The organism is Rickettsia sp. Oklahoma-10 (assembly GCF_039954865.1).
Classification (GTDB): Bacteria; Pseudomonadota; Alphaproteobacteria; order Rickettsiales; family Rickettsiaceae; genus Rickettsia; species Rickettsia oklahomensis.
This window is the reverse complement of record NZ_CP157197.1, coordinates 714,135-736,994: the sequence shown is the minus strand read 5'-3', so window position 1 is coordinate 736,994 and position 22,860 is coordinate 714,135. Positions and strand designations below refer to the sequence as shown.

The following is a 22,860-nucleotide window of genomic DNA, read 5'->3' as shown; positions in this document are numbered from 1 at the left end:
CATATGTTGTACAAACGAACGCTCAGGATGTCATCCCTGCTTCCGTGTGAATGACATCAGAAGCAACCCAGATAAATACTGACTAAAATATATAGTAATGATTAAATTTTATGCATGACTTAAAACATAATAAACCTCAAATTACTCAGGAACAATTAAAACAATTATTATCTTTAAGAGCAGATGAATTAAGCCTTAAAGGTCAAATCTCTAAACATAAAACTTTAATAAATACTATATTAAAGAAAACTTCTTATGCTATAGAATTCCTATTAGTAAAGCTTGATAGGTTTATTAATTTTATTACCAAGAAAACGGATAAAGATCGTAATAACGTAGCACAAGCTGCAAGATCACCTATACTTTTCGGTATTTATGTTATTATCTTTTTAGTATCGATAGGCGGATTATGGTCGGCTCTTGCACCTCTTGATAGCGGCTCTGTAGCTATCGGTATAGTAATACCAAGCACTAATAAAAAAATACTCCAACATCATGAAGGCGGAATAATTAATACTATTTACGTTAAGCAAGGTGATAAAGTAAAAGAAGGCGATAAGTTAATAGAGCTTGAAGAAACTAGAATAAAAAGTGAGCATGAAAATATTCTTGGTCAGTATCGTAATTTTTTAGCAACTGAAAATCGTTTAATTGCCGAACGTGATAATTTAGAACAAATTGAATTTTCTGATTTTCTAATGCAAGATATAAACTTGCCGGAAGTAGCTAAAATAATTCATACCCAGGAAAATTTATTTAGATCTAGAAAAGAAGTATATAACTCAGAGAAAGATGCATTATATCAACGTATTGCTCAACTCGAGAAAAAAATTGAAGGTTTAGAAGCAAAAAAAGTTGCGGCTATTAAAACAACTGAAGTTTATCAAGACCGTTTAAAAGCTTTAAGAACGCTAAAAGAAAAAGGCTTTGTACAAAAAGCAGTCTTATTAGACCAAGAGGCAAAAGTTGCTGCTTCAAAAAGCGACGTTGCAACAATTGAAGCTGAAATAGCTGGAATATATCATACTATTACCGAAAGCCAAATTAGTATTATAAACCTACAAAATAAATATACTGAAAAAACTTTAACAGAGCTGCGTGATGCACAAGTACAAACTGCAAGCCTGAAAGAAAAATATAATTCCTTAACGGATTCGCTTAATCGTGTGATAATCAGATCACCTGTTGAGGGTATAGTTAATAATTTAAAATATCATACAATTGGCGGTGTAATAGGTCCTGGACAAACTATTATGGAAATTTCGCCAATTAATGATCCACTAATAATAGAAGCAAAGGTATCTCAAAAAAATATTGATGCAGTACATGAGGGGTTAGTTGCAAAAATACGTTTCAGTGCATTTAAATCAAGAACAACTCCAACATTTACTGGTAAAGTGGTGAGTATATCCCCTGATATAGTACAAGATGAAAGACAGCATCTGGGACAACAACAAGATAATTATTATGTTGCAAGAGTTGAAATCAATATGGATGAATTTAATAAAGTTGCTAAAATTAAAAATCTTACTCTACACCCCGGTATGCAAGCTGAAGTGCAAATTGTAACAGGTACAAGAACACTACTTAGATATTTACTTGATCCCGTTACCGATACTGCATTTAAAGCTTTTAGAGAAAAATAGATAATTTATAGTAATGTTTATTAAAATTTCTTAATAATATATTGACTTTTAATCCAAATAGTGTAACCTATTTATTATACAATCTAGTTATATAAATGTTATGTTAGGCTACGAACAAGAACAAAAAAGTTTAAGTAAAGAACAAAAACAAGCTGTTGGATTACTGTCTATAGGTACATTTCTAGAGTATTTTGATCTTATGCTTTATGTGCATATGGCAGTACTTTTAAATAATTTATTTTTTCCAGAATATGATCCTTTCACTTTTTCCTTGCTTACTGCCTTTTCTTTCTGTTCTACCTATTTGCTGAGACCTATAGGAGCATTAATATTTGGGTATATAGGCGATCATTTTGGACGTAAGGTTGTAGTTGTTTTAACTACTTTATTAATGGCTATTACTTGTGTGATTATAGGTAGCATGCTAACATATGCACAGATAGGTATAACAGCCTCTTGGGTTCTTACTATATGTCGCATAATTCAAGGTATGTCGGCAACTGCAGAAGCGCGAGGCGCAGAGTTATATCTAACTGAAAATTCAGCTCCTCCTATACAATATCCATTAGTGGCAATTATAACTGTATTTTCTGCCGTAGGCACCACGGTAGCACTAGGTATTGCATCAATTTTTACTAATCAAAATATTTATCAACATGAATCAAGTTGGCGTATAGCCTTTTTCGTTGGTGCAACTATTGCTTTTGTAGGTACTATTGCAAGGACTAGTTTAAAAGAAGCGGATGCATTTTCAAATAAAAAACACAAATTAAAACTAAGACTTCAAGACAATAATATTATGCTTGAAGAAATTGACAAAGATATTCTAGATCAAAAAGTTCCGAACGCGACTTCTATTTGGTATTTCTTTATCCAGTGTGCTAGACCGCCGTGTTTTTATTTTGTGTATATATACTGTGGCGATATATTAAAAAGAGAATGTGGATTTACTCCGAATCAAATTATAAATCAAAATTTTTGGGTATCTATAGTAGATTTACTTGGTATTATCAGTCTTGCATTTATTAGCTATAAAATCCATCCTTTAAAAATATTAAAAGTAAAGTTATATCTATTTTTTATCTCTCTCATTTTTTTCCCTATAATGTTAAATTATAATCCTACCCCTTTATATATTTTTATTTTTCAATGTTTAGCTGCATTATTCGTATTTGATCACGTACCAGCAGCACCTATATTTTATAAGTATTTTCCAGTTTTTAAGAGATTTACATATACTAGTATGCTAAGTGCAATAGCAAAATTATTTACTTATATTATAACATCATTTGGTTTAGTTTATATTACTAGTTATTTAGGGTATTGGGGGTTATTTTCAATTTTTATTCCGATAGGTATCACTTTCTTCATGGGAGTAACTTATTTTGAGAAAATGGAAAAGAATCGAGGTTTATAATTTTATTAAAAGCATCGTTTATATTAAACTTCAAATTATTTTTATAACATTCAGTATATATCAGCTCTGAAACTAAAGGTATTTCAAGCATTTCACTTAAAACTAGAAAGCTTTTTAATGTCTCTTTAACTATTTTCTGAGCTTTTTCAGACGATTGAGCGCCTAAAGTTTGCAAATTATGTATTCGATCAAACAGTTTTATAAGAGCAGTATCATATCTTTTTTTTTTAATTAATAAATTAAGATTTTCTGCTGCACTAATTTTTCCACAAGGTTTAATTCTAGTTAGACCTTCTACATGTCTTGCTACTTCTTCATCAAAAATGTTGCGAATCATTTCTATAGTAAGCGCAGTATCTTCAATAGTGTCATGAAGTAATGCAGCTTGTAGCATTCTAAAAGTAAAGAGTTTAGGAACTTCTTTTGCTACAAATTCTGCTACCATAAGTGTTACTGCGATTGGATGAGAATAATAAGGGTCACCCGATTGACGCATTTGTGCACCATGATATTTACGAGCATAATAAATCCCTTTTTTAACTTCTCTAATATCAATAGGTTGTTTTACTTGGGTATTTAAAAATAAAATCCTTTTGATTAATTTATCTGAATACTTACAGCTCTCAAAAATTTTTTCCCAATACTCTATATCTCTCATAAAATATTCCAATTCTATATATTTTACTTTATCGGTTGTGCTTATAATCATCTTATTTTCTTTTTATTAAAAAGCTTTATATTTGAATAATTGTTCTATTTTAAATACTAAAAAATGATTATATATTAAAAATAGTTTTGTACAAAGGTTTATATACTATATCACCTATATTTTTCTCACTACAATAATCTTAATATCTATTTATTTTGTCGTGATAAAAGACCTACACATATCTAGGCATAGACACGACGATTTTATCAGCTTTGCATCAAGGTATAATAATAATGCTGCTTTAACTTTATTTTTAATGGGCTCAACGTTCCATCTCAAATACCTATTATTTTAAACTTCTTTCAAAAGTAGTGTTACATACTACTTTTGAAAGACAAGAAGTATCCAACCTACAACTTACTTGGATCAAAACTAAAATTAATTTCTTTCCAGTGGTTAAAACGTGCAGGATCAAGATTTTCGATAGGACTTGCTTGCAATACCGCTCTAATTGCATTATCCGCTAAAGCTTCACAAACGCTAGCTGGAATATTAGGACATATTTTTTCTCGCACTTTTGCCTGCTCAACATTACCCGCTTTATCTAGCGTAATGCTAATAATGACTTTTACTTTATTATTACCTCTAACCCCTGCCGGTATATTACTCCAATGTCTTTCAATCTGTTGCTTTATTAGCGAGCTTTCACTATCGGAAAGAGGAAAACCTTCAGTATAAACACCTTTAGCACCTTTTACATTATCAACTTTTTTTGATCTTTTATGCTTATTGGATTTTACATTATCTCCTTCCGAAGATTGCTCTAAATTCTTAAGTAAAGAATCAAGTTCATCAGTTTTAGGTTCTTTTTTCTTTACCTCTTTTGGCTTTTTTTTAGGGTTTTTAGCTGTTATTTCATCTTTTTTTTCTTCAAATTTCTTCTTTTCTTCTGCTTGTTTTTGCCTCTCTTCTTTTTTCTCAGGCAATAGCTCTTTTACCTCTTCAGGCTTTGATTCTTCTATAGTTTTTGTCTCTCCTATTTTTGACTTTTCTTCTACTGTTTTAGTCTCGATTTCTTTTACTTTTTCTTCTTTAGGCTTACTCTGCTCAGACTTTTTTGCATCTTCATTTTCTATATAGGATTCTTTTTGTTTTGTCTGAGTGATAATGTTTGATTTATTGCTAACAGGTAATATTTCAAAAGTTATAGTTTGCTCTTCCGGTAATTTTTCAAAAAGTGAGGGCATACTGAAGAAAAAAAAATATAAAAGAAGTAAGTGCAGAACAATAGAGCAACTAAGGAACATCGTAAAATTATCCCTATTTTTTTGATCGTTACTTTTCATTATTTTTAATATTTGAAATGAGAGATACACGAGAAAATCCAGCAACATGAATTTCAGCAACTATCTCTACTACCTGCCCATAAGAGACATTTCTATCGCCCCTTATAAAAATTCTAGTATCCTTTTTTTCTTTGGTGATATTTGCAAGCTTGTCGGTTAAATATGCTCTCTCTATAGGAGTTTCAAGCAAGAAAATTTCACCTTTGCTATTGATAGTAACAACCAGCGGTTCATCCTGCTCTGAAATCGGGCTAGAATTTGTATCAGGTAAATCCACGTTCACGCCTGAAACTAGCATTGGGGAAGTGATCATGAAAATAATTAATAGTACAAGCATCACATCAACAAGCGGCGTGATGTTAATTTCGCTAACTACCAGTCTTTTGCTTTGTCTATTACTTCCGGCAAACTTTATAGCCATTATATCTTCTCCTGATCAATTGCCTTGGAAAGTATAGAATTTAACTCACTAATAAAATCTTCAATTTTATTGTTGATAAGAGTAATACGGGAAATAAGATAGTTGTAAAAAATTACTGCTGGAATAGCTGTAAATAAACCGATAGCCGTTGCAAGTAATGCCTCGGCAATCCCCGGGGCTACTACAGCAAGAGAAGTATTTTTTGAAGTAGCGATTGACTGAAAGCCGTGCATAATCCCCCAAACAGTACCGAACAAACCTATAAATGGACTACTAGATCCAACAGTTGCCAAAAAGCTTAAATTTTTCTCAAGCTTTTCGATTTCTCTATTCTGAGCTAAGTACATTGCACCAGTTATACGCTCTTTATGATTATTTTTAAGTGCATCGGAAAGCCCTTTGCTATTTAAGCTTTTACACTCATTCATAGCTGAGACGAAAATTAAAGCTAGCGGATTATTAACCGATCTTTTTATACTTTCATATAACTGTTCTAGTACTCCCCCTGACCAAAACACATTTTCAAATGCCCTCATGCTTTGCTGTACTTGCATTAGCTTAAATATTTTATCTAAAATAATAGCCCATGACCAAATGGACACAACAAGCAATATCAACATAACCGACTTACCTATAATGTCAGATGAGCTTATTAAAGAAAAAATTGACAAATGATCTTGCGTAACGATTTCTAAACTTTCACTAATACTATTAATATCCGTACTCATAACTTCCTGAAGTAAATAATATTCTAAAATAATATAGTATTATTTTCTTTTTGTCATTAGGTTATGTGAAAATTTTTAGTGGTCAATTCAATGTTGTTGCATGGATCTTAGATCTTAAAAAAGACTATATCTAGTGTACAAGTCACTGGGTAAATATATTGATTTAGATTATTAATTTAATAACGCTTGATATTTTTCAATTTTTACATAGAATGTTGCTTTTGTTGTAAATTTAACTTATAGTTGTATATGGGATTAGTTCAATACTTTAAAAAACTTGAATCTATAGCTTTTTGGCCCATAGCTTAATAAATACAAACAATTTATTTACCTTAGACGAATTATTGATATAATCTAATAACATCAAAATAGAAAGGGATAAAACTTAGGTATAGTTCAATTACAAATTACTACTATTTTGTCTTTGAACCATAAAAACCTTATATCTCGTATTGAATTGATTAACTAACTTTTAGTTTAAAAAATTCTCAATTTATATTAAATCTTCCAAAAGATTATGAATATTACTTTTTACATGACGAATAAAAAGATCGATATTCAAAAATAAATGCTTTTAATCAAGTCTAAGATAAGAACTACTTAACAAGAAAATATTTCAATTTATTAAAGCACAAATCATCAAATAATTACCACCAATTGCTTAAAAAAATACTTTAAAATTGCAAAATTTAGAATCGCCGTATGATTAGGTTGTTGTCTAGATATCTTTATACCATATATACCGTAACTCATGGCTAAATTATTTATAACAATTATATTATTATATATGGTTAAATTCAGAAATGATTGAGAAGATTTAATACTTCTTCAATAACTCAAGAACATTTGTAAAACCAAGTATATATTCTTCTTGCTTTTCTAAATCTTTAAGTTTGAGATTATTCTTTGCTTGCTCTTCATCACCTATAAAAATAATAAACCTAGCATTTTTATCTAAAGCACGCTGCATTCTTTTAGCTATTTTACCAGTGGGTTCTATAATAGTCGCAATATTTTTTGTTCGTAATTTATTGACAATTGCTAGAGCATAACAAATATTATTTTTGCCTATAGGTAATACAACTACTAAATTTGTTGAAGATATATTATATTCTCGCATTAAAGCAATTCGCTCAATACCGGCAGCAAAACCGATAGCCGGCATATCATCGTTATTACCCATGATTTTAGCAAGCCCGTCATAACGTCCACCAGCCAGAATAGTAGATTGCGTTCCAAGTTTTGAAGTCGTAAATTCAAACACAGTATGACAGTAATAATCAAGCCCTCTAACTAAATGTGGATTTATTCTATATTTCACACCTAAAATATCAAGATACTTTATTAACTCCTCAAAATATTCTTTGGATTCATCGGTATAATATTCAGATAAGATTGGAGCAACAGCTATTATTTTTTGATCAATTTCACTTTTAGAATCAAGAATCCGCATTGGATTTTTGATCAGCCTTACTCTACTTTCTTCTGACAACTGATTTTTAAAATCATTGAGATATTCCAACAATTTTTTTTGATAAACGCTTCTTGATTCACTACATCCAAGAGAGTTAAGCTCTAAGGTAGTATCTTGATCTATTTCTAGTACTTTAAGTATGTCTACCGCTAACTTTAAAGTCTCGGCATCGGTAATTGCTCCTTTAGCTCCAATATATTCGTAATTTATTTGGTGGAATTGTCTTTGACGCCCTGCTTGCGGTCTATCATAGCGGAAAATAGGACCAGTCGAGAATAACTTTAAGGGTAATTTATGTTGTAAGCCGTTTGAGATACAACTTCTTATAATACCAGCTGTGAACTCAGGTCTAAGTGCTACAGATTCATTGCTTTTATCTACAAAACTGTAGATTTCTTTACTAATTACGTCAGAGCTTTCGCCCATTGAACGATTGAAGACTTTAGTATACTCCAGGATAGGAATACTCATTTGTCTATAGCCGTATAATACTCCAACATCTCTTGCTTTATTAATTATATAGTCATGAACTTTATAATCATCTGGCAAAAGATCTTTCATTCCACGAAGTGACTGGAATTTGTCTAACATTTGTTTAATTGTGTTTTTTATTATTAGCTTTCTACCACGAAAGCGGTAATCTAATAACTTATTATTGTCATCCCACAATTTGATCATAGAATCCAGTCTTGTTTAATTTTTAACTGGATACTGTAGTCAAGATATGTAGCATCTAATTTTGTTCTTTTATCATAAAAAATGATCTTACAATATATACAACAAATATTATAATAAACCAATATATTAATACACGACCTGCTGTTAATAAATTAAATTCACTGTCATATATTTGAATAAATAGTAAATATACACAAGTAATAAAAATAAACGGTACAATAATAAATACTAAAGGACATTTAAAAGGCCTTTGTACATCAGGTAACTTTATCCTAAATAATACCACTATTACTGTGACGGTTATATAATCAATAAGCGCTCCCATTGAAGTTAATTGTGTTAATAATTCTGTAGAACAAAATCCTCCAAGAATAGCTGCAAGAGATGCAAATATTATAATTGTAATATATGGGCTATCATATTTTGGGTGTAGTTTTGCAAAACTTTTCGGTAGTAAACCGTCACGTGCAATTGCATAGAAAATACGTGACGTTCCATATATATTCATCATTAACACCGTCATCATCCCGCAAACAGCACCAGTTGCAACTATAGCAGAACCAATCTTGCTATTATTAATAGTTAAAGCATAAGCAAGCGGTTGATCGTTATTTAACTGATCAAAAGGCGCAATACCAGTAACAAGTCCTGCCATCGTTACATAGAATATAGTTGTTAAAACAAGCGAACCTATAATACCAATCATTATATCACGTTTTGGATTTTTACATTCCTCAGCTGCGGTTGCAATCGTTCCAAAGCCTGTGAAAGCTAAGAACAAAATAGATGCACCTACTAAAACATTACTAAAACCGAATGGCATAAAATTGCTCCAGTTAGTAGAGTCAAAATGCGGAGCAGCAGCAAGTATAAATACAAATATTGCAGCCATTTTTATAAAAACTAAAATTGCATTTAGTCGCGTACTGTCTTTAGTACCTAAATATAAAATAAATCCAATAAATACTGAAATTAAAAATGCCGGTAGATTTAATATCCCTCCGTTTGTTGGTACCGTAGTTAGTTCTGTCGGTAAGTTAATGCCACCAGCGGCAAGTATTCCCTGTACGTAACCAGACCAACCAGCAGCTACTATTCCCGCAGCAACACCAAGCTCTAATATTATAACACTACCAATCATCCAGGCGAATACTTCACCAAATGCAACATAGGAATAAGTATAAATACTTCCGGAAGTCGGAAGCATTGCGGCAAGTTCGGTATAAACAAGTGCTACGAAAATACAGGTAATACCTGCAATAGCATAAGATAGCATGACTGCAGGTCCTGAGTATTTAGCAGCAATTATACCGGTAACGACAAATACACCGGTACCGATCATTGAACCAAGACCCAGTAATATTAAATCGAACGCTCTAAGTGTCTTGCTAAGACCGCTTGAACTACCTATCTCCTTTACAGATTCAAAACTTTTCTTCTTTAAAAAACTCATCAGTTCTCCGTATTGTTTTATTAATAATTATTAGTTTGATGCCACTCCGCGGAGGCGGGAATCCAATTCTTTTCAGTGTAACCCCCGCAACTTGACTGCAAGAGATCTAGTCTTTTTTATTTTTTTGGACTCTGTAATCAAGTCACGGAGTGATAATGATATCCCTAGTAATCCAGCCGCCGCCAAGTACCCTCTCACCAGCATAAATAACACATGCTTGGCCAGGGGCAACAGCTTTTTCTTCAGATAAAAATTTTACTTTCATTTTATCATCACCAAATTTACTTATTTCAGCTAAACGAGGTGGTCTTGTTGAGCGAATTTTAACGGCTACTTCTAGCTTCTCATTATCTTGAATCTCATCTGCAAGCCAATTCACATCTTTAATTATAAATTCCTGTACATTTAATGCGGATTCCGGTCCCACATACACTATATTATTATTAGGATCGATCTTTATCACGTATAAAGGCTCATTATAAGCTACACCAAGCCCACGACGTTGCCCTATAGTATAATTAATTATACCACTATGCTCTCCTAGCTCAAACCCATTTATATGAATAATCTTACCGCGTTCGCTACTACCTGGACGTATTTTAGTTATTACACTCTTATAATTTCTGTCAGGTACAAAACAAATATCTTGGCTGTCAGGCTTATATGCTACATCAAGCCCGAATTTACTAGCAAGCTTACGTGTTTCATCCTTAGTAAGCCCACCTAGAGGGAAAGTTAAATATTCCAATTGTTCTTTAGTTGTTGTAAACAAAAAATAACTCTGATCTTTTACCGGATCAAGCCCTGTATATAATTCCGCTCTGTTATCAACATTTATTTTTCGTACGTAATGACCGGTAGCAAGCTGCACTGCTCCAAGCTCTTTAGCCGTTTTAATTAGATCCCTAAATTTTACCAATTTATTACATTGCACACATGGAAGCGGTGTTTCACCTTGTAAATAGCTATCGACAAAATTATCTATTACCGACTCTTTAAATTTACTCTCATAATCAAGTACATAATGAGGAATACCTAGCTTATTTGCGACCATTTTAGCATCATAAATATCCTGACCAGCACAACAGGCATTTTTTTTGCCTACTGCTATACCGTGATCATATAGCTGTAAGGTAATACCTATTACATTATATCCTTGTTCATGCAGCATTGCCGCAACTGCTGAACTATCAACACCGCCGGACATTGCAACAACTATGGTAGACTGCTTATCACCTAAATTAATCATAAGGACCTTAAACAGCAAATTATACTAGATTTATAATTAAATTACAACACTATCTTTTTTATATTAAAATGCTATAATTATTAGCTATTGTTTAATAATTACATCATTACAGGTACTGTACACGACGAAGCGTGGCAATCCAGCAAAAAAATAAAAAATGCTAATTTATAGCATTTGTAACTGACGTAGTCTAAAGAATTAAAAAATTATATGTTATGTAAAGTATTATACAAAATAGTTATTACATTAATACTAATTTATTTTATACTGATTATTCTAGAATATGCACGGCAAGGTTTTATTAATGACTTATCACTACAAAAAATAGATTTATCTATTCAGAATTCTATAAAAGAACCTATTTATTTAGTTTCTTATACCGATGGCCCTGAATATGTTTATCGTAACCAGAATGCAACAAATCATTATGCAATTAATAAAGGCATAGATTTCATATTTAACTATAAGAAAAAACACCTTAACAAGATATTTATAGAAAAAAACCAAGAAATTTTTAATGAACCTGCAGGAGCAGGCTTATGGCTATGGAAGCCTTATATTATACTTGAAACAATGAAAAATGCACCGGAAGGCGCTATTATAGTATATTTAGATTCAGCATTTGTTATTAAAAAGCATATCAGCAATTTAACAAATCTTTTAGGCAATAATGATATATTACTGGTACATGATCGCAATCGTAAAAACGGTAGTTTTGTTAAAGGAGAAACTTTTGCTTTAATGGATTGTCTTAATGACGAATGTAGAAATGCCGATCACATTTGGAGCGCTGTTATTGTTGTGCGTAATACCGAGTTGTCTCGTTCTTTTATTGAAAAATGGCTAAAAAGTTGTGAAGATATTAGAATTCTTTCAGGTAAAAATTATAATATTTACCCTAATTACGATGAATATAAATGGCATCATTCCGATCAATCAGTACTGAGTCTTATATATCACAAAAATCCACAATCGGTTAAAGTACTAGAATATGAGGAAACAACACCTTTTTTATCTTGGTTTCACCGTAAATATTCAAATAGCTCACCGTTAAAGCCTTGGTATAGCATATATGGTATTGAACCTATAATTAATTTTAATACTAACGGCAAAGTTTTACCTTCTACCACTCTGATAAATACTCCACCGATTGTTAGACTTCGTAAATGGATTATCGAGAATTTTAAACTATAAAGACTATGGACAGAGAACCATCCATAGTCCAAGATTTATCCTAAGATTTCAACATGAATTATTATAATTTATGCATATTAGAAATAGTTGAAACATCATAATTTAGTGATTTAATATTATTTTTTACATAAATTTTCTTAGTTACGTTATTATTATAGTTAAAGAAAGATCTGTTAATGAGCACATTCTAAATCGATAAAAAAAACTTAATATTCGTATGAAACTCCTTATATTATTAAATTCTATGTACAAAACTAATTCTTAATTTTGCAAAATCTAATATAGATAAGAGGTAAATTGAGTGTAAAAATTTCTTTTAGGGTTAACTATTATTTATTAAAGTTAACATCTCGAACTTTAAAAAAACTATAAGATAAGGTGAGTACTTTAATATCTTGCATTTCAGGATCAAGCTCAAAATCTTTATCTATATAAAACGTAACCGGCATTAAGACTTTTTCACCAGCTTTTAATAATTGTTCTTCAAAACAAAAACAATGAATTTTTACAAAATATTTTCCTGCTTTATTAGGAGTAATATTATATACGGATGTCCCTATTATATCGTTATTACTTAAATTTTCTGTTTCATAGAACACTAGAGTATTCTGCCCTGGAACAATTTGTACTCTTTGTTGCCTTGGGATAAAACGCCATGGCAAGTTCTTATCGACATTAGAATCAAACTCGATAATTATAGGTTTAGTGCCTTTAGTCTTAGAATATACACTCACCGTTTCTTTTACAGTAGTACCACCATATCCTGTAACTTTACAAAATAAATTATAAATAGGCACGGAAGCAAAACTTAGTAACACCATACTAATTACTAAGCCTAGTAAGGAAAAAGCAAAATTTCTATTAGATTTTTTAGACATTATTGGATTTTATTTAAAAATACTCTAGAAAAAGTTTATTTTAGATCATATATATGTTAGTATAAAGAAAATAGTTTTTTAAGGTTAGTATGACTAATAATATTAATGCATTAGCAATCTCTAGCGAATCAGGATTTTATAGCTATTTACAGAAAATCAATAAAATCCCTTCACTTACGCAAGAAGAAGAATTTTTATTAGCGAAATCCTATTTAGAGGAAAATGATTTACAAGCTGCACATAAATTAGTAACTAGCCATCTTAAGCTTGTTGCAAAAATTGCAAGTGGCTATAGGACGTATGGTCTTCCTATTACCGAATTGGTTTCAGAAGGTAATATAGGTTTAATGCAGGCAGTAAAAAAATTCAACCCTGAACTTGGTTTTCGTCTATCAACATATGCTATGTGGTGGATTAAAGCTGCCATACAAGAATATATATTAAAATCTTGGTCATTAGTAAAGATGGGAACAACGGCCGCACAAAAAAAGTTATTTTTTAGCCTTAACAAAATTAAGCATAAAATTACTAATTTATATTCAAGGGCTATTACGACCGATGATTTTGTACAAATAGCAGATGAGCTAGGCGTTTCAGTTAATGAAGTCTCCGAAATGAATACTAGAATTTCAGGTCCTGATTTATCATTAAATAACTCCATAAATAGTGACGATGCGGAATCAGGAGAGCTAATAGAATTATTACCGGAAACACGCCCTACTCCCGAGGCTATGGCTATTAATAAGCAAAATTATACTGCTCAAAAGCACTTACTAGCAAGTGCTATGAAGATTTTAAACGATAGGGAGCTTCATATTTTAACAGAGCGTAAATTAAAAGATACCCCTAAAACTTTAGATATTCTAAGCAATGAGTATAATATTTCTAAGGAACGTATTAGACAAATAGAGAATACGGCATTTGAAAAAATAAAAAAGTTTATTTTAAAACATGGTAGAGCAGTGAATACCATAACTTGATCACAGCATCCAAAGAAAACAACCTAAAATACTAACAATGTTAGTATTTTAACTGGATCCCACAATATCAAGTCATGGGATGATGTCTAGCCAATGCCTTACCTATATAATAATACTTATTAGTCAATTCAGTACCATAGACCATTCCGGATCGGAAGCATCCTCAGGAGTTATAATTTCTCTTTCATTATGACCTGTTAGATCAATTGCAAAAATTTTGTTTTTTCCTGGAGTTTTAAATCTTGACGGCCAGCCTTTAGAAAACATAATAACTCGTCCGTTAGGTGACCAACAAGGGCTTTCAACTAAATATCCGCTTGTTATTATCCTTTCACTATTTTCATCATCTTGTGGGCATGCTTTCATAATTCCAATATTAAAAGTTTTTCCTCCATCTCCTCTAGCAATCTTAGTAAATGCTATATAATCTCCTTTAGGTGACCAGCTAGGCGCAGCATAAGAACCTCCGCCAAAACTAATACGCTGAACACCACTACCGTCTGAATTCATAATATATAATTGAGGAACACCGTTTCTATCAGAATTATACACAATTTTTTTACCATCTGGCGAATAACTAGGAGAAGTATTAATACCGAAACCATCAGTTAATTTATGAAGCCGTTTAGTAGCAAGGTCGATTTCATAAATATGGGTTGAGCCGTTTTTAGCTATCGACATTACAGCTTTTCTACCATCTGGTGAGAATCTAGGAGCAAAAGATATACCGGGACAATCACTAACTATACTTTCTTTGCCTGTTTTTAAATCTTTTTCATAAATGAGTGCTCTTCTTTTAGTTGCGTATGAAACATAAAAAATCTTATCTGCTGAACGGGCAAACCTTGGTGTTAGTACTAGTGATGTTCCATTGGTAAGATATTTATTATTAGCCCCATCATAATCCATCAAAGCAATTCTTTTTATTTTTGGTAAAGACCTGCTTTCTGATACATATGCTATTTTAGTATCAAAATAGCCAGAATCACCGGTAATTTTTTCATAAATTTTATCAGCAATTTTATGAGCAGCTCTTCGCCATAAATTTTTCGGTACCTCAAGGATTTCACCGGTGAGCTGTTTTTCAAGTAATGTATCCCATAATATAAAACTAATTTTAAGCTTACCGCTTTCTAGTTTTTTCACTTCACCGTTTACTAAAAGACTAGCATTAATCTGACGCCACGCAGAAAAAAGCGGTTTATATTCTATTCCTGTCTTTTCTTCTATAAAAGATGCAGAGGAAATAGGACGAAATAATCCAGAAAGCTTTAAATCATTAGCAATAACTTTAACCATATCATGACCTACTATATCATCAGTAGAAGTATCAGCATCAAATTTATTTATTGCTATAGGTGTAGGATCAGCTCTCCCATACTCAATGTTTATTTTTTCAAGTGCATAAGCTGTAAAACTAAAGCACAATAGTATACAATATATAATATTTCTCACTCCAAATTACTCCTTTTTATCAAATTCCGCTACGGTTGTTAAATAAGCTTATGTCATTCCATCAAAAAATTTTTTACTTGGAATAGTAAATCAGTTGTCATCCCGCAACTTAATCACGGTATCGAGTCCTTTCTAATTTTTTCCTTGATATCGTGGTCAAACCACTATTTAATATCAAAAATCAACTACCCAAAAATCTTTATCAGCTCCGCCCATTCTCTTTTAGTCATACCGCTAGTTTCATGAGTAACTTTTTCACCTTTGATCATTCTTTTAATTAAGTCCAAACCTTTACGTGAAATATTTGCTCCATGCAAGCGATATTCCTCAAAAGCTTCATAAGTAAAAGGTACCCAAGCTTTGACTATCTCAAGCATTTTTTCTGCATAAACCCTAATTTCATATTGAGCGTGAGGATCAGCACGCAACCTTAAAAAATGAAGTAAATTATGTAAATTAATCTTCCAATACCATTCAGTATAATAATTTAAAGTTAAATTCATACGGGCAAGTTCTCTTGCTATCCCTATAGCATTCTCATCTATAATATTACCCTCTTCATCGGCATTCATTAACTCCTTATAATGTCTGTAGCACTGCCTAGCATCTTTTTCAAGAATCATTAATACTTTTTCTGCTACTTCCTGTGGTAAACTATCGCCTTCTCTACATTGTTTATTGACGACAGATTGCGAAGCAATATTTGCCGGTTCAGGTAGATAAAATTCATTGCCTAAAATAGAGTATCTTGCTGAATATTCGTTAACACTAGCTGTTCTGTGCCTAATCCATTGCCTTGCAATAAATATCGGTAGTTTAATATGAAATTTAATGTCACACATCTCAAAAGGGGTAGTATGATAATGCCGCAGTAAGTAATTTATTAACCCTTTATCTTGGTTTAACTGCTTCGTCCCTTTACCATAAGAAACACGTGCTGCTTGTACTATAGCACTATCATCTCCCATATAGTCAATAACTCTAATAAAACCGTGATCTAACACTTTTATAGGCTCGTATAAGATTTCTTCAAGTGCTGGCACTACTAATCTTTTTGTGGTGTTGTGCATTCTATATTCTCTGTATTTTTTATTGCAAATATTACGTTGTTAGTTATGTCTTCAAAAGCAGAAATCCAGTAAACTCTAATTTCATCCCACAACTTGATAACGGGATTCAGTCTTTTTACATTATTTTTTGGATACCGTGGTCCAAGCCACAGTATGACATACAGTACTTTTCTTGATCCACACAAACCTTACACCTCATAACAAATAACTATACATTCTTACCGTTTCTTTTCAGCAAGATTTTACTGGTTGGTATTCAGGATATATAATCTAAATAGTTGCAAAAAATTTTCTCTATGGTTCATTTCTTTTAAAAACGTGTCATTTCATGAACGACTAAATATTTCAGTACTTCAAAGATTTCTTCAAAAGGGAGTAAAAACTACTCACCAATTAAACACAAGGTTCCCTCTACTACAACAACTTCCCCAACGAGTAACCTTTTCTATTATTCTAATATTGGAATCAGTCAAATTATGTTTTTTGGATATATCCTCTATACTATTATTTTTATCTCTACTAATATAATAATTTCTCTTTAAGGAATGAATACTTCTCCTACTTTGCAATACACTGATAATATAGCATTATTTAGTTTTATCTGATTTTTAGACGAATCAATATGTATTATTTTATAAGATTTACCTAAATAAAAATCTTATCTTTATCCTTGGTATCTCAGTTATATTACGACACGAAGTAATTTTTACTTAACCCAATATTCTTTAACTAACAGAAAATTATGACCTTTATCAGCTTTTACCTTAAGAGATAATAAAAGCTATGCCCCTTTATCTGTAATTCAAATAGCTATATTTTTCTTCTCATTACTAATAATATTTTAAGATTCAACCATATTTGGTTAGAGTAACAAAATCTTACATTTACAAATACTATTATTATTCATTTAGGCTAGGTATATATTTGCTTGGATCAACTACTACTTTGTGTTTACGCATAGCAAAATATAACTTATGTTCTACATGCCCGATAACACTATTTTTAGCAACCTTATCACCTTTTTTAAGTAATAAATCGTCCAAATTAGCATATGCTACTTCTAGATCGTCTTTATCTAATTTCACTATTACTAAATTACCGAATTGTTTATTAAAACCTGAATATATTACCGTGCCTGCAGCTATAGATTTAACTTCGCTATGTTCTTTAGCTGCAATATCTATCCCTTTACTTTTACCGGCTTTAAAATTGGTAATAATTACCCCATTTAACGGTTTTGCAAAGTTTAATTGTTCTATCACTTCTTCATCTTCATGCTGAAATATAGGGATCTCAATATTATCATTATCCTCTTCTATAATTTTTGCCTTTGGTTCTTCAAGTATACCACTAACTTTTTCTGATGTAGTAGTATCCTCCATAGTTCTTTGCACTATTAATCCCTCATCATGATCTAGTTCAATAAGATTATTATTTGCATTAATAGCTCCCACTTTATACTCAATTGGAGCAGGTGACTGATCAACGCAAGCAATTAAACAAAAATATATAATAGTACTAAGTGCAACAGGATATTTCATATATTTAACAAAACTATTATTTACATTAGTAAGTAAATCTTACATAGTATAATAATTTTATCATTATTTTCCATCAAAAAATTAAATATGAAAACTTATAATATTGTTATAGCTAGTGATCATTCAGGTTACAAGCTTAAGTCTAAAATTATTAATTATTTAGAACATAAATCTTTAAAGGTTTATGATTGTGGAACAAATAATACACAAATCGTTGATTATCCTGATTATGCTAAGAAAGTGGTAGATATTATTATTGCAAAATTAGCACCTATCGGTATTTTAATTAATGATACAGGGATAGGGATGTCGATAGCTGCCAATCGCAGCTCGGACATAAGAGCTGCTTTATGCAATGATATATTAACTGCCGAAAATGCTAAAGCTCATAATGATGCTAATATACTAATACTCGGTGCAAAAACCATAGATCCTGAAATAGTATTTGATATTATAGATAGGTTTTTAACCACTAAATTTGAAGGCGGTAGACATAACACCCGCTTATTAAAGATAAAGTAATTTTATAAATTATTAAACATTGTTAGTTCGCTTGCAGCTTTATCAAAAGTAAAATATAATTACAACCATTAAATATATTTAGCTTATCTATTAATATATCGGAAAAAGCTATTTTATAATTTTTATATTCTAACACAAATAATTATAAAACTTGTTAATTTTCAAAACTAAAAGCAATTGCAATAAAAATTTCTAGTACTAAAATTGTTTACTCTTTTGAATATTTATGGTCATACCTAAACTAATTCACATATAACTTTTACAAATATTGAATTTTCTTTACCAGAATATTTTTATTCTATAGCTTTAATACTTTGTACTTTATCGTCTTCGGTTAAGTAATGAATTAGAATATGTGTATCAATGCCTATCATATGAACCTTTAATAATTTCACTCATTGCATCTATAAGCAAGAATATTTTTAGATTTTGGTAAAGTATGTTTCAAGTTTTTAACTGATTTATTTTATAGGTATTACTATAAAATAATTATCTTGTACTATTAGCTCTAGCTTGTTGCTACCTATAGATACATTTGATTTTCTCTAAAATAACTTGGAGTTATAATGCGCCATATATCAGTGAGAACTACAAGCTGTATTTACATAATGATCTAATTTAAGTATTTTTAGTATAAATACACAATAGCAGGAAATGCAACATTATAATTAAATTTAAGTGTTTTAATTTTTCTCTAAAATATATATTTAACTTAATGAGACATTCCTATATATTTTGATAAAATCAATATATACTCCGGATAAATGAAGAATATGAAAGATAAAAAATAAATTTTGTAAAGGTAGAAATTGTTTCTCACCTTTATTACTCATTATTTTAATGCTTCTTTGAAGAAGCATTTGTATACTGATTCTTCAAAGAAAAGAAGTATATGATACTGCTTAATATGGATCTACAAGAGTTTAAACAAAAATATAATTATGATGTTGCAACGAAAATGATGCAGCAATATCTAGACATTAAATTTGCTCATTTAGATTGTTTACTATTATTTAGAATGGGTGATTTTTATGAGATGTTCTATGAGGATGCAATTCTTGCAAGTAACGTACTCGGTATAGCTCTAACAAAAAGAGGCAAAAATGGTGAAGAAGTAGTCCCAATGTGTGGCGTACCTTATCATGCTCTTGAGAACTATTTAACTAAGTTAATTGAAGAAAATTATAAAGTTGCTATTTGTGATCAACTCGAAACACCTGAAGAAGCAAAAAATAGAGGTGGTTATAAAGCGGTAGTTAGTAGAAACGTTACAAGGATTATAACACCAGGTACTATAATTGAAGAAAATTTAATTGCTCCAGCCGAACCTAATTATTTAGTAAGTCTTGTAATACTAAAAAATAAAGAAACAGCTAGCCTTTGTTATGTTGATCTTTCTACTTCTGAAATTTTTGTAGTTAATGTACCGGAAGCTGAAATTCTTAATGAACTCGCTCGTCTAAAACCTCGTGAAATTTTACTGAGCGAGAATCTAAGATCTTCTAATATTGCAGATAATATCTTTAAACTATTAAATTTTCGTATTACCTACCAAGTAGATAACTTTTTTGATATTAATAAATGTGAAAAAATTATTTTAGATTTTTATAAAATGAAAGATATTAAAGGAATTGGCGAGATATCTAGCAGTCAAATTTGTACTATAGGTAGCATTTTAGAATATTTATCGTTAACGCAAAAACAAAATATCCCTCATTTGCCGATCCCTAAGATTCTCAATTTTCATAACTATATGACTATTGATTTTGCAACTAGACGCAACCTTGAAATTGTAACAAACTCACAAGGTGGCGTGAAAGGAAGTTTACTAAGCACCATTAATCATACGGTTACTAAACAAGGAGGACGTTTATTATATAATTTTCTTTCTAGTCCTTTAACTGACATTGCAAAACTAAACCACCGTTTAAATATTACCGATTTCTTTTATTCCAATCTGGAAATAGTGTCAAAAATCCGTGAATACTTAAAAAAAATTAGCGATATAGAACGCTGCTTAACTCGTATTACAATGAATAGAAGCTCAGGTCGTGATTTACTTAGTATTAAATATACTTTAGAAACGGCGATGATTATTAAAGGAGTATTTGTCGATGTTTATGGTTTTAATTTACCTGATTTTATTGAAAAAATTATCAAACCTCTCGCAGGCAACGAAGAATTATATAATTTAATAGAGGAAACAATAAGGGAAGATGCTCCAAACAACATAAATGAAGGCGGTATAATAAAACATAAATATCATCCGAAAGTAGCACAATTACATGATTTAATTAATAATGGAAAATTATACATTGAAAAGCTAAAAGATCAATATCGTAAAGAAACGGGTATAGATAGCTTAAAAATATGCCATAATAATGTTATAGGTCTTTTTATCGATATAACTGCTAAAAATGCTAAAAAAATTACTGATCCTAAATTTATTCACCGTCAAACAACAGTTAATAGTGTACGTTATACTACTACTGAATTACAAAAGCTTGAAAGTGACCTAGTCAATGCTAAGACTTTAGTAATAAGCTTAGAAAAAGAATTATATGCGGATATTTGTAGGCAAGTAATTGTAAAAGCTCCTTATTTACGAATGCTTGCAAGCTCTTTAAGTGGGCTTGACGTATTTTGTAATTTTGCTTATATTGCTGATGAATATGATTATGTTAAGCCTAAATTTACCGATGACCTAAGTTTTGATATCGTTAAAGGACGACATCCTGTAGTAGAGAAAGCACTACAGCACGAAAGCAAAAGCTTTGTATATAATGACTGCCGATTATCAGAGTTTGAGCGTATTTGGTTAATTACCGGTCCTAATATGGCAGGAAAAAGTACTTTCTTACGACAAAATGCTATTATTGCAATCATTGCACAAATAGGTTCATTTGTACCAGCAAAAAGTGCCACAATAGGAGTAGTTGATAAAATATTTAGCCGAATAGGTGCTGCCGATGACTTAATTAAGGGACAATCAACATTTATGGCAGAGATGCTTGAAACTTCGGCAATTCTTGCCCAATCTACAAAAAACTCACTAATCATACTTGATGAGGTAGGTAGAGGCACTTCCACTTACGACGGTGTATCTATAGCATGGTCGGTACTTGAATATATCCATGATAAACTGAAATGCCGCTGTCTTTTTGCTACACATTATCATGAGCTAACCTTTATGAGTAATTTTCTACCAGCTTTACAAAATTATACTGTCGCGATTGAGGAGTCAGATAAAGATATTCTATTTTTACATAATATTATCTCAGGTGCCGCCGATAGGTCATATGGTATCCATGTTGCAGCCTTAGCTGGTCTTCCTGCAAGCGTTATAAATAGAGCAGAGCAAATTCTACTTAAATTTGAAAAAACTTCTACCAATAAAAGAAAAAATATCTTATCGATGGAATCAAATAATTTAAGTTTGTTTAACCTCGAAGCTAATAAAACTACTATAAGCAGCAAATTAGACGAAAAATTTAGCACTATTGATCCTGATAAACTATCACCTAAAGAAGCACTTGAGCTAATTTATGAGTTAAAGAAAATGGTTTAATGTAAGTTGGCAGTGTTGCATGGATTTAAACAATGCAGCTAAAAGCAAGAATCTACAAATCATTTACTATCCCAAAAGAAACCATACACATATCCTACTAATGAGTTTACTAATTTTACTGTTGTGCCTATACATCACAGTAAAATTATCATCCGAAGGTCTAGTTATTGGAGTTTCTAATTCTGCAGAAGTAAAAATATCTCCTGAATTTACTAGATCAAATATTTTAGGAGTTAGATTATATTCACCACTTGAATATGTTTCAGCTGTGAAGAACTATAATACTGCTTCTTCACTATCGATTAAAATTTCACACATAAAAAATCCCTGTTTAATTTTTAATAAATTAATTACTCTATTAACTTATTAGTAGTGCTTATATAGGATTCTAATATTGAAGCCAAGAAGAGATTGATCAATTAATATTTAATTAACCAAATGTCAATACACCCACCGTGGCTTGAACTATCTGAACGTTTAGGATTTCATTTCTGTAAAAACGGGAATCCAAAATGGATTGTCATCCCACAATTTAATAGCAATATCCAGTTAAAAATATTGCTTTTGGATAACACGGGTAAAGTCGTATAG

Annotated in this window: 18 protein-coding genes and 1 pseudogene; 7 read left to right on the top strand and 12 right to left on the bottom strand. The window is 31.0% G+C overall.

The window, feature by feature from the left end; genetic code table 11:
- Window positions 1-110: 110 nt before the first annotated feature.
- Together AAGW17_RS03290 and AAGW17_RS03285 are read left to right on the top strand one after the other, a co-directional pair.
- Window positions 111-1,646 (top strand): HlyD family type I secretion periplasmic adaptor subunit, encoded by a 1,536-nt coding sequence (locus tag AAGW17_RS03290; protein ID WP_347938633.1) that lies wholly within the window; start codon window positions 111-113, stop codon window positions 1,644-1,646.
- A gap of 100 nt (window positions 1,647-1,746) precedes the next feature.
- Window positions 1,747-3,063 (top strand): MFS transporter, encoded by a 1,317-nt coding sequence (locus AAGW17_RS03285; protein ID WP_347938632.1) that lies wholly within the window; start codon window positions 1,747-1,749, stop codon window positions 3,061-3,063.
- Here the strand turns inward: AAGW17_RS03285 and AAGW17_RS03280 are convergent.
- The 7 genes from AAGW17_RS03280 to mnmA all read right to left on the bottom strand — a co-directional run bounded on the left by AAGW17_RS03280 (window position 3,014) and on the right by mnmA (window position 11,061).
- Window positions 3,014-3,721 carry an HD domain-containing protein gene (locus AAGW17_RS03280; RefSeq protein WP_347939404.1) on the bottom strand — a complete coding sequence of 236 codons (708 nt, stop codon included), beginning with the start codon at window positions 3,719-3,721 and terminating at the stop codon, window positions 3,014-3,016. The genes AAGW17_RS03285 and AAGW17_RS03280 overlap by 50 nt on opposite strands.
- A 401-nt stretch (window positions 3,722-4,122) precedes the next feature.
- Window positions 4,123-5,058 (bottom strand): energy transducer TonB, encoded by a 936-nt coding sequence (locus tag AAGW17_RS03275; protein WP_347938631.1) that lies wholly within the window; start codon window positions 5,056-5,058, stop codon window positions 4,123-4,125.
- Entirely contained in the window at window positions 5,048-5,479 is a 432-nt protein-coding gene (gene tolR / locus AAGW17_RS03270) for a protein TolR (protein WP_347938630.1), read from the bottom strand. The genes AAGW17_RS03275 and tolR overlap by 11 nt, the downstream gene beginning before the upstream one ends.
- Window positions 5,479-6,207, bottom strand: a complete 729-nt coding sequence (tolQ, locus tag AAGW17_RS03265) for a protein TolQ (RefSeq protein ID WP_347938629.1) — start codon at window positions 6,205-6,207, stop codon at window positions 5,479-5,481. Before tolQ ends, tolR begins: the two co-directional genes overlap by 1 nt.
- Before the next feature lie 817 nt (window positions 6,208-7,024).
- Window positions 7,025-8,272, bottom strand: coding sequence for a histidine--tRNA ligase (gene hisS / locus AAGW17_RS03260; protein ID WP_347939403.1), 1,248 nt, complete (start codon window positions 8,270-8,272; stop codon window positions 7,025-7,027).
- 142 nt (window positions 8,273-8,414) lie between these two features.
- Window positions 8,415-9,812 (bottom strand): amino acid permease, encoded by a 1,398-nt coding sequence (locus AAGW17_RS03255; protein WP_347938628.1) that lies wholly within the window; start codon window positions 9,810-9,812, stop codon window positions 8,415-8,417.
- A 142-nt stretch (window positions 9,813-9,954) separates the two neighbouring features.
- Complete coding sequence (gene mnmA / locus AAGW17_RS03250) at window positions 9,955-11,061, bottom strand: tRNA 2-thiouridine(34) synthase MnmA (RefSeq protein WP_347938627.1); 1,107 nt, start codon at window positions 11,059-11,061, stop codon at window positions 9,955-9,957.
- Between the two features lie 210 nt (window positions 11,062-11,271).
- Here mnmA and AAGW17_RS03245 point away from each other — a divergent pair, with 210 nt between their 5' ends.
- Window positions 11,272-12,255, top strand: a complete 984-nt coding sequence (locus AAGW17_RS03245; RefSeq protein WP_347938626.1) for a hypothetical protein — start codon at window positions 11,272-11,274, stop codon at window positions 12,253-12,255.
- Window positions 12,256-12,584: 329 nt separating this feature from the next.
- Here AAGW17_RS03245 and AAGW17_RS03240 read toward each other — a convergent pair whose 3' ends face one another.
- Window positions 12,585-13,133: a cytochrome c oxidase assembly protein gene (locus tag AAGW17_RS03240; protein WP_347938625.1), complete on the bottom strand. Its 549-nt coding sequence runs from the start codon at window positions 13,131-13,133 to the stop codon at window positions 12,585-12,587.
- An 89-nt stretch (window positions 13,134-13,222) separates the two neighbouring features.
- Between AAGW17_RS03240 and rpoH the strand changes: the two genes are divergently transcribed.
- Entirely contained in the window at window positions 13,223-14,113 is an 891-nt protein-coding gene (gene rpoH / locus AAGW17_RS03235) for an RNA polymerase sigma factor RpoH (protein ID WP_347938624.1), read from the top strand.
- Window positions 14,114-14,236: 123 nt separating this feature from the next.
- On the opposite strand, the gene tolB is transcribed toward rpoH, so the two are convergent.
- The 4 genes and pseudogenes from tolB to AAGW17_RS03215 all read right to left on the bottom strand — a co-directional run bounded on the left by tolB (window position 14,237) and on the right by AAGW17_RS03215 (window position 18,179).
- Entirely contained in the window at window positions 14,237-15,568 is a 1,332-nt protein-coding gene (gene tolB / locus AAGW17_RS03230; RefSeq protein WP_347938623.1) for a Tol-Pal system beta propeller repeat protein TolB, read from the bottom strand.
- Window positions 15,569-15,753: 185 nt separating this feature from the next.
- On the bottom strand, window positions 15,754-16,638 hold the full coding sequence (thyX, locus tag AAGW17_RS03225; protein WP_347938622.1) for an FAD-dependent thymidylate synthase: 885 nt from the start codon (window positions 16,636-16,638) through the stop codon (window positions 15,754-15,756).
- A gap of 208 nt (window positions 16,639-16,846) precedes the next feature.
- A pseudogene (locus tag AAGW17_RS03220) lies at window positions 16,847-17,470 on the bottom strand (YgjP-like metallopeptidase domain-containing protein); the annotation flags it as partial.
- A gap of 67 nt (window positions 17,471-17,537) precedes the next feature.
- On the bottom strand, window positions 17,538-18,179 hold the full coding sequence (locus AAGW17_RS03215) for a murein hydrolase activator EnvC family protein (protein WP_347938621.1): 642 nt from the start codon (window positions 18,177-18,179) through the stop codon (window positions 17,538-17,540).
- Window positions 18,180-18,266: 87 nt separating this feature from the next.
- Here AAGW17_RS03215 and rpiB point away from each other — a divergent pair, with 87 nt between their 5' ends.
- The 3 genes from rpiB to AAGW17_RS03200 all read left to right on the top strand — a co-directional run bounded on the left by rpiB (window position 18,267) and on the right by AAGW17_RS03200 (window position 22,860).
- Window positions 18,267-18,701: a ribose 5-phosphate isomerase B gene (rpiB, locus tag AAGW17_RS03210; protein WP_347938620.1), complete on the top strand. Its 435-nt coding sequence runs from the start codon at window positions 18,267-18,269 to the stop codon at window positions 18,699-18,701.
- A 907-nt stretch (window positions 18,702-19,608) separates the two neighbouring features.
- The gene (mutS, locus tag AAGW17_RS03205) at window positions 19,609-22,269 is read left to right on the top strand and encodes a DNA mismatch repair protein MutS (RefSeq protein WP_347939402.1); all 2,661 of its coding nucleotides are present in this window, start codon (window positions 19,609-19,611) and stop codon (window positions 22,267-22,269) included.
- Between the two features lie 438 nt (window positions 22,270-22,707).
- Window positions 22,708-22,860: a hypothetical protein gene (locus AAGW17_RS03200; protein ID WP_347938619.1), complete on the top strand. Its 153-nt coding sequence runs from the start codon at window positions 22,708-22,710 to the stop codon at window positions 22,858-22,860.

What these genes read in the sequence shown, in the direction of transcription:
- AAGW17_RS03290 (WP_347938633.1), top strand. Translation starts at nt 111, where the DNA reads ATGCATGACTTAAAACATAATAAACCTCAAATTACTCAGGAACAATTA.
- AAGW17_RS03285 (WP_347938632.1), top strand. Translation starts at nt 1,747, where the DNA reads ATGTTAGGCTACGAACAAGAACAAAAAAGTTTAAGTAAAGAACAAAAA.
- AAGW17_RS03280 (WP_347939404.1), bottom strand. Translation starts at nt 3,721, where the DNA reads ATGAGAGATATAGAGTATTGGGAAAAAATTTTTGAGAGCTGTAAGTAT.
- AAGW17_RS03275 (WP_347938631.1), bottom strand. Translation starts at nt 5,058, where the DNA reads ATGAAAAGTAACGATCAAAAAAATAGGGATAATTTTACGATGTTCCTT.
- tolR (WP_347938630.1), bottom strand. Translation starts at nt 5,479, where the DNA reads ATGGCTATAAAGTTTGCCGGAAGTAATAGACAAAGCAAAAGACTGGTA.
- tolQ (WP_347938629.1), bottom strand. Translation starts at nt 6,207, where the DNA reads ATGAGTACGGATATTAATAGTATTAGTGAAAGTTTAGAAATCGTTACG.
- hisS (WP_347939403.1), bottom strand. Translation starts at nt 8,272, where the DNA reads ATGTTAGACAAATTCCAGTCACTTCGTGGAATGAAAGATCTTTTGCCA.
- AAGW17_RS03255 (WP_347938628.1), bottom strand. Translation starts at nt 9,812, where the DNA reads ATGAGTTTTTTAAAGAAGAAAAGTTTTGAATCTGTAAAGGAGATAGGT.
- mnmA (WP_347938627.1), bottom strand. Translation starts at nt 11,061, where the DNA reads ATGATTAATTTAGGTGATAAGCAGTCTACCATAGTTGTTGCAATGTCC.
- AAGW17_RS03245 (WP_347938626.1), top strand. Translation starts at nt 11,272, where the DNA reads ATGTTATGTAAAGTATTATACAAAATAGTTATTACATTAATACTAATT.
- AAGW17_RS03240 (WP_347938625.1), bottom strand. Translation starts at nt 13,133, where the DNA reads ATGTCTAAAAAATCTAATAGAAATTTTGCTTTTTCCTTACTAGGCTTA.
- rpoH (WP_347938624.1), top strand. Translation starts at nt 13,223, where the DNA reads ATGACTAATAATATTAATGCATTAGCAATCTCTAGCGAATCAGGATTT.
- thyX (WP_347938622.1), bottom strand. Translation starts at nt 16,638, where the DNA reads ATGCACAACACCACAAAAAGATTAGTAGTGCCAGCACTTGAAGAAATC.
- AAGW17_RS03215 (WP_347938621.1), bottom strand. Translation starts at nt 18,179, where the DNA reads ATGAAATATCCTGTTGCACTTAGTACTATTATATATTTTTGTTTAATT.
- rpiB (WP_347938620.1), top strand. Translation starts at nt 18,267, where the DNA reads ATGAAAACTTATAATATTGTTATAGCTAGTGATCATTCAGGTTACAAG.
- mutS (WP_347939402.1), top strand. Translation starts at nt 19,609, where the DNA reads ATGGATCTACAAGAGTTTAAACAAAAATATAATTATGATGTTGCAACG.
- AAGW17_RS03200 (WP_347938619.1), top strand. Translation starts at nt 22,708, where the DNA reads ATGTCAATACACCCACCGTGGCTTGAACTATCTGAACGTTTAGGATTT.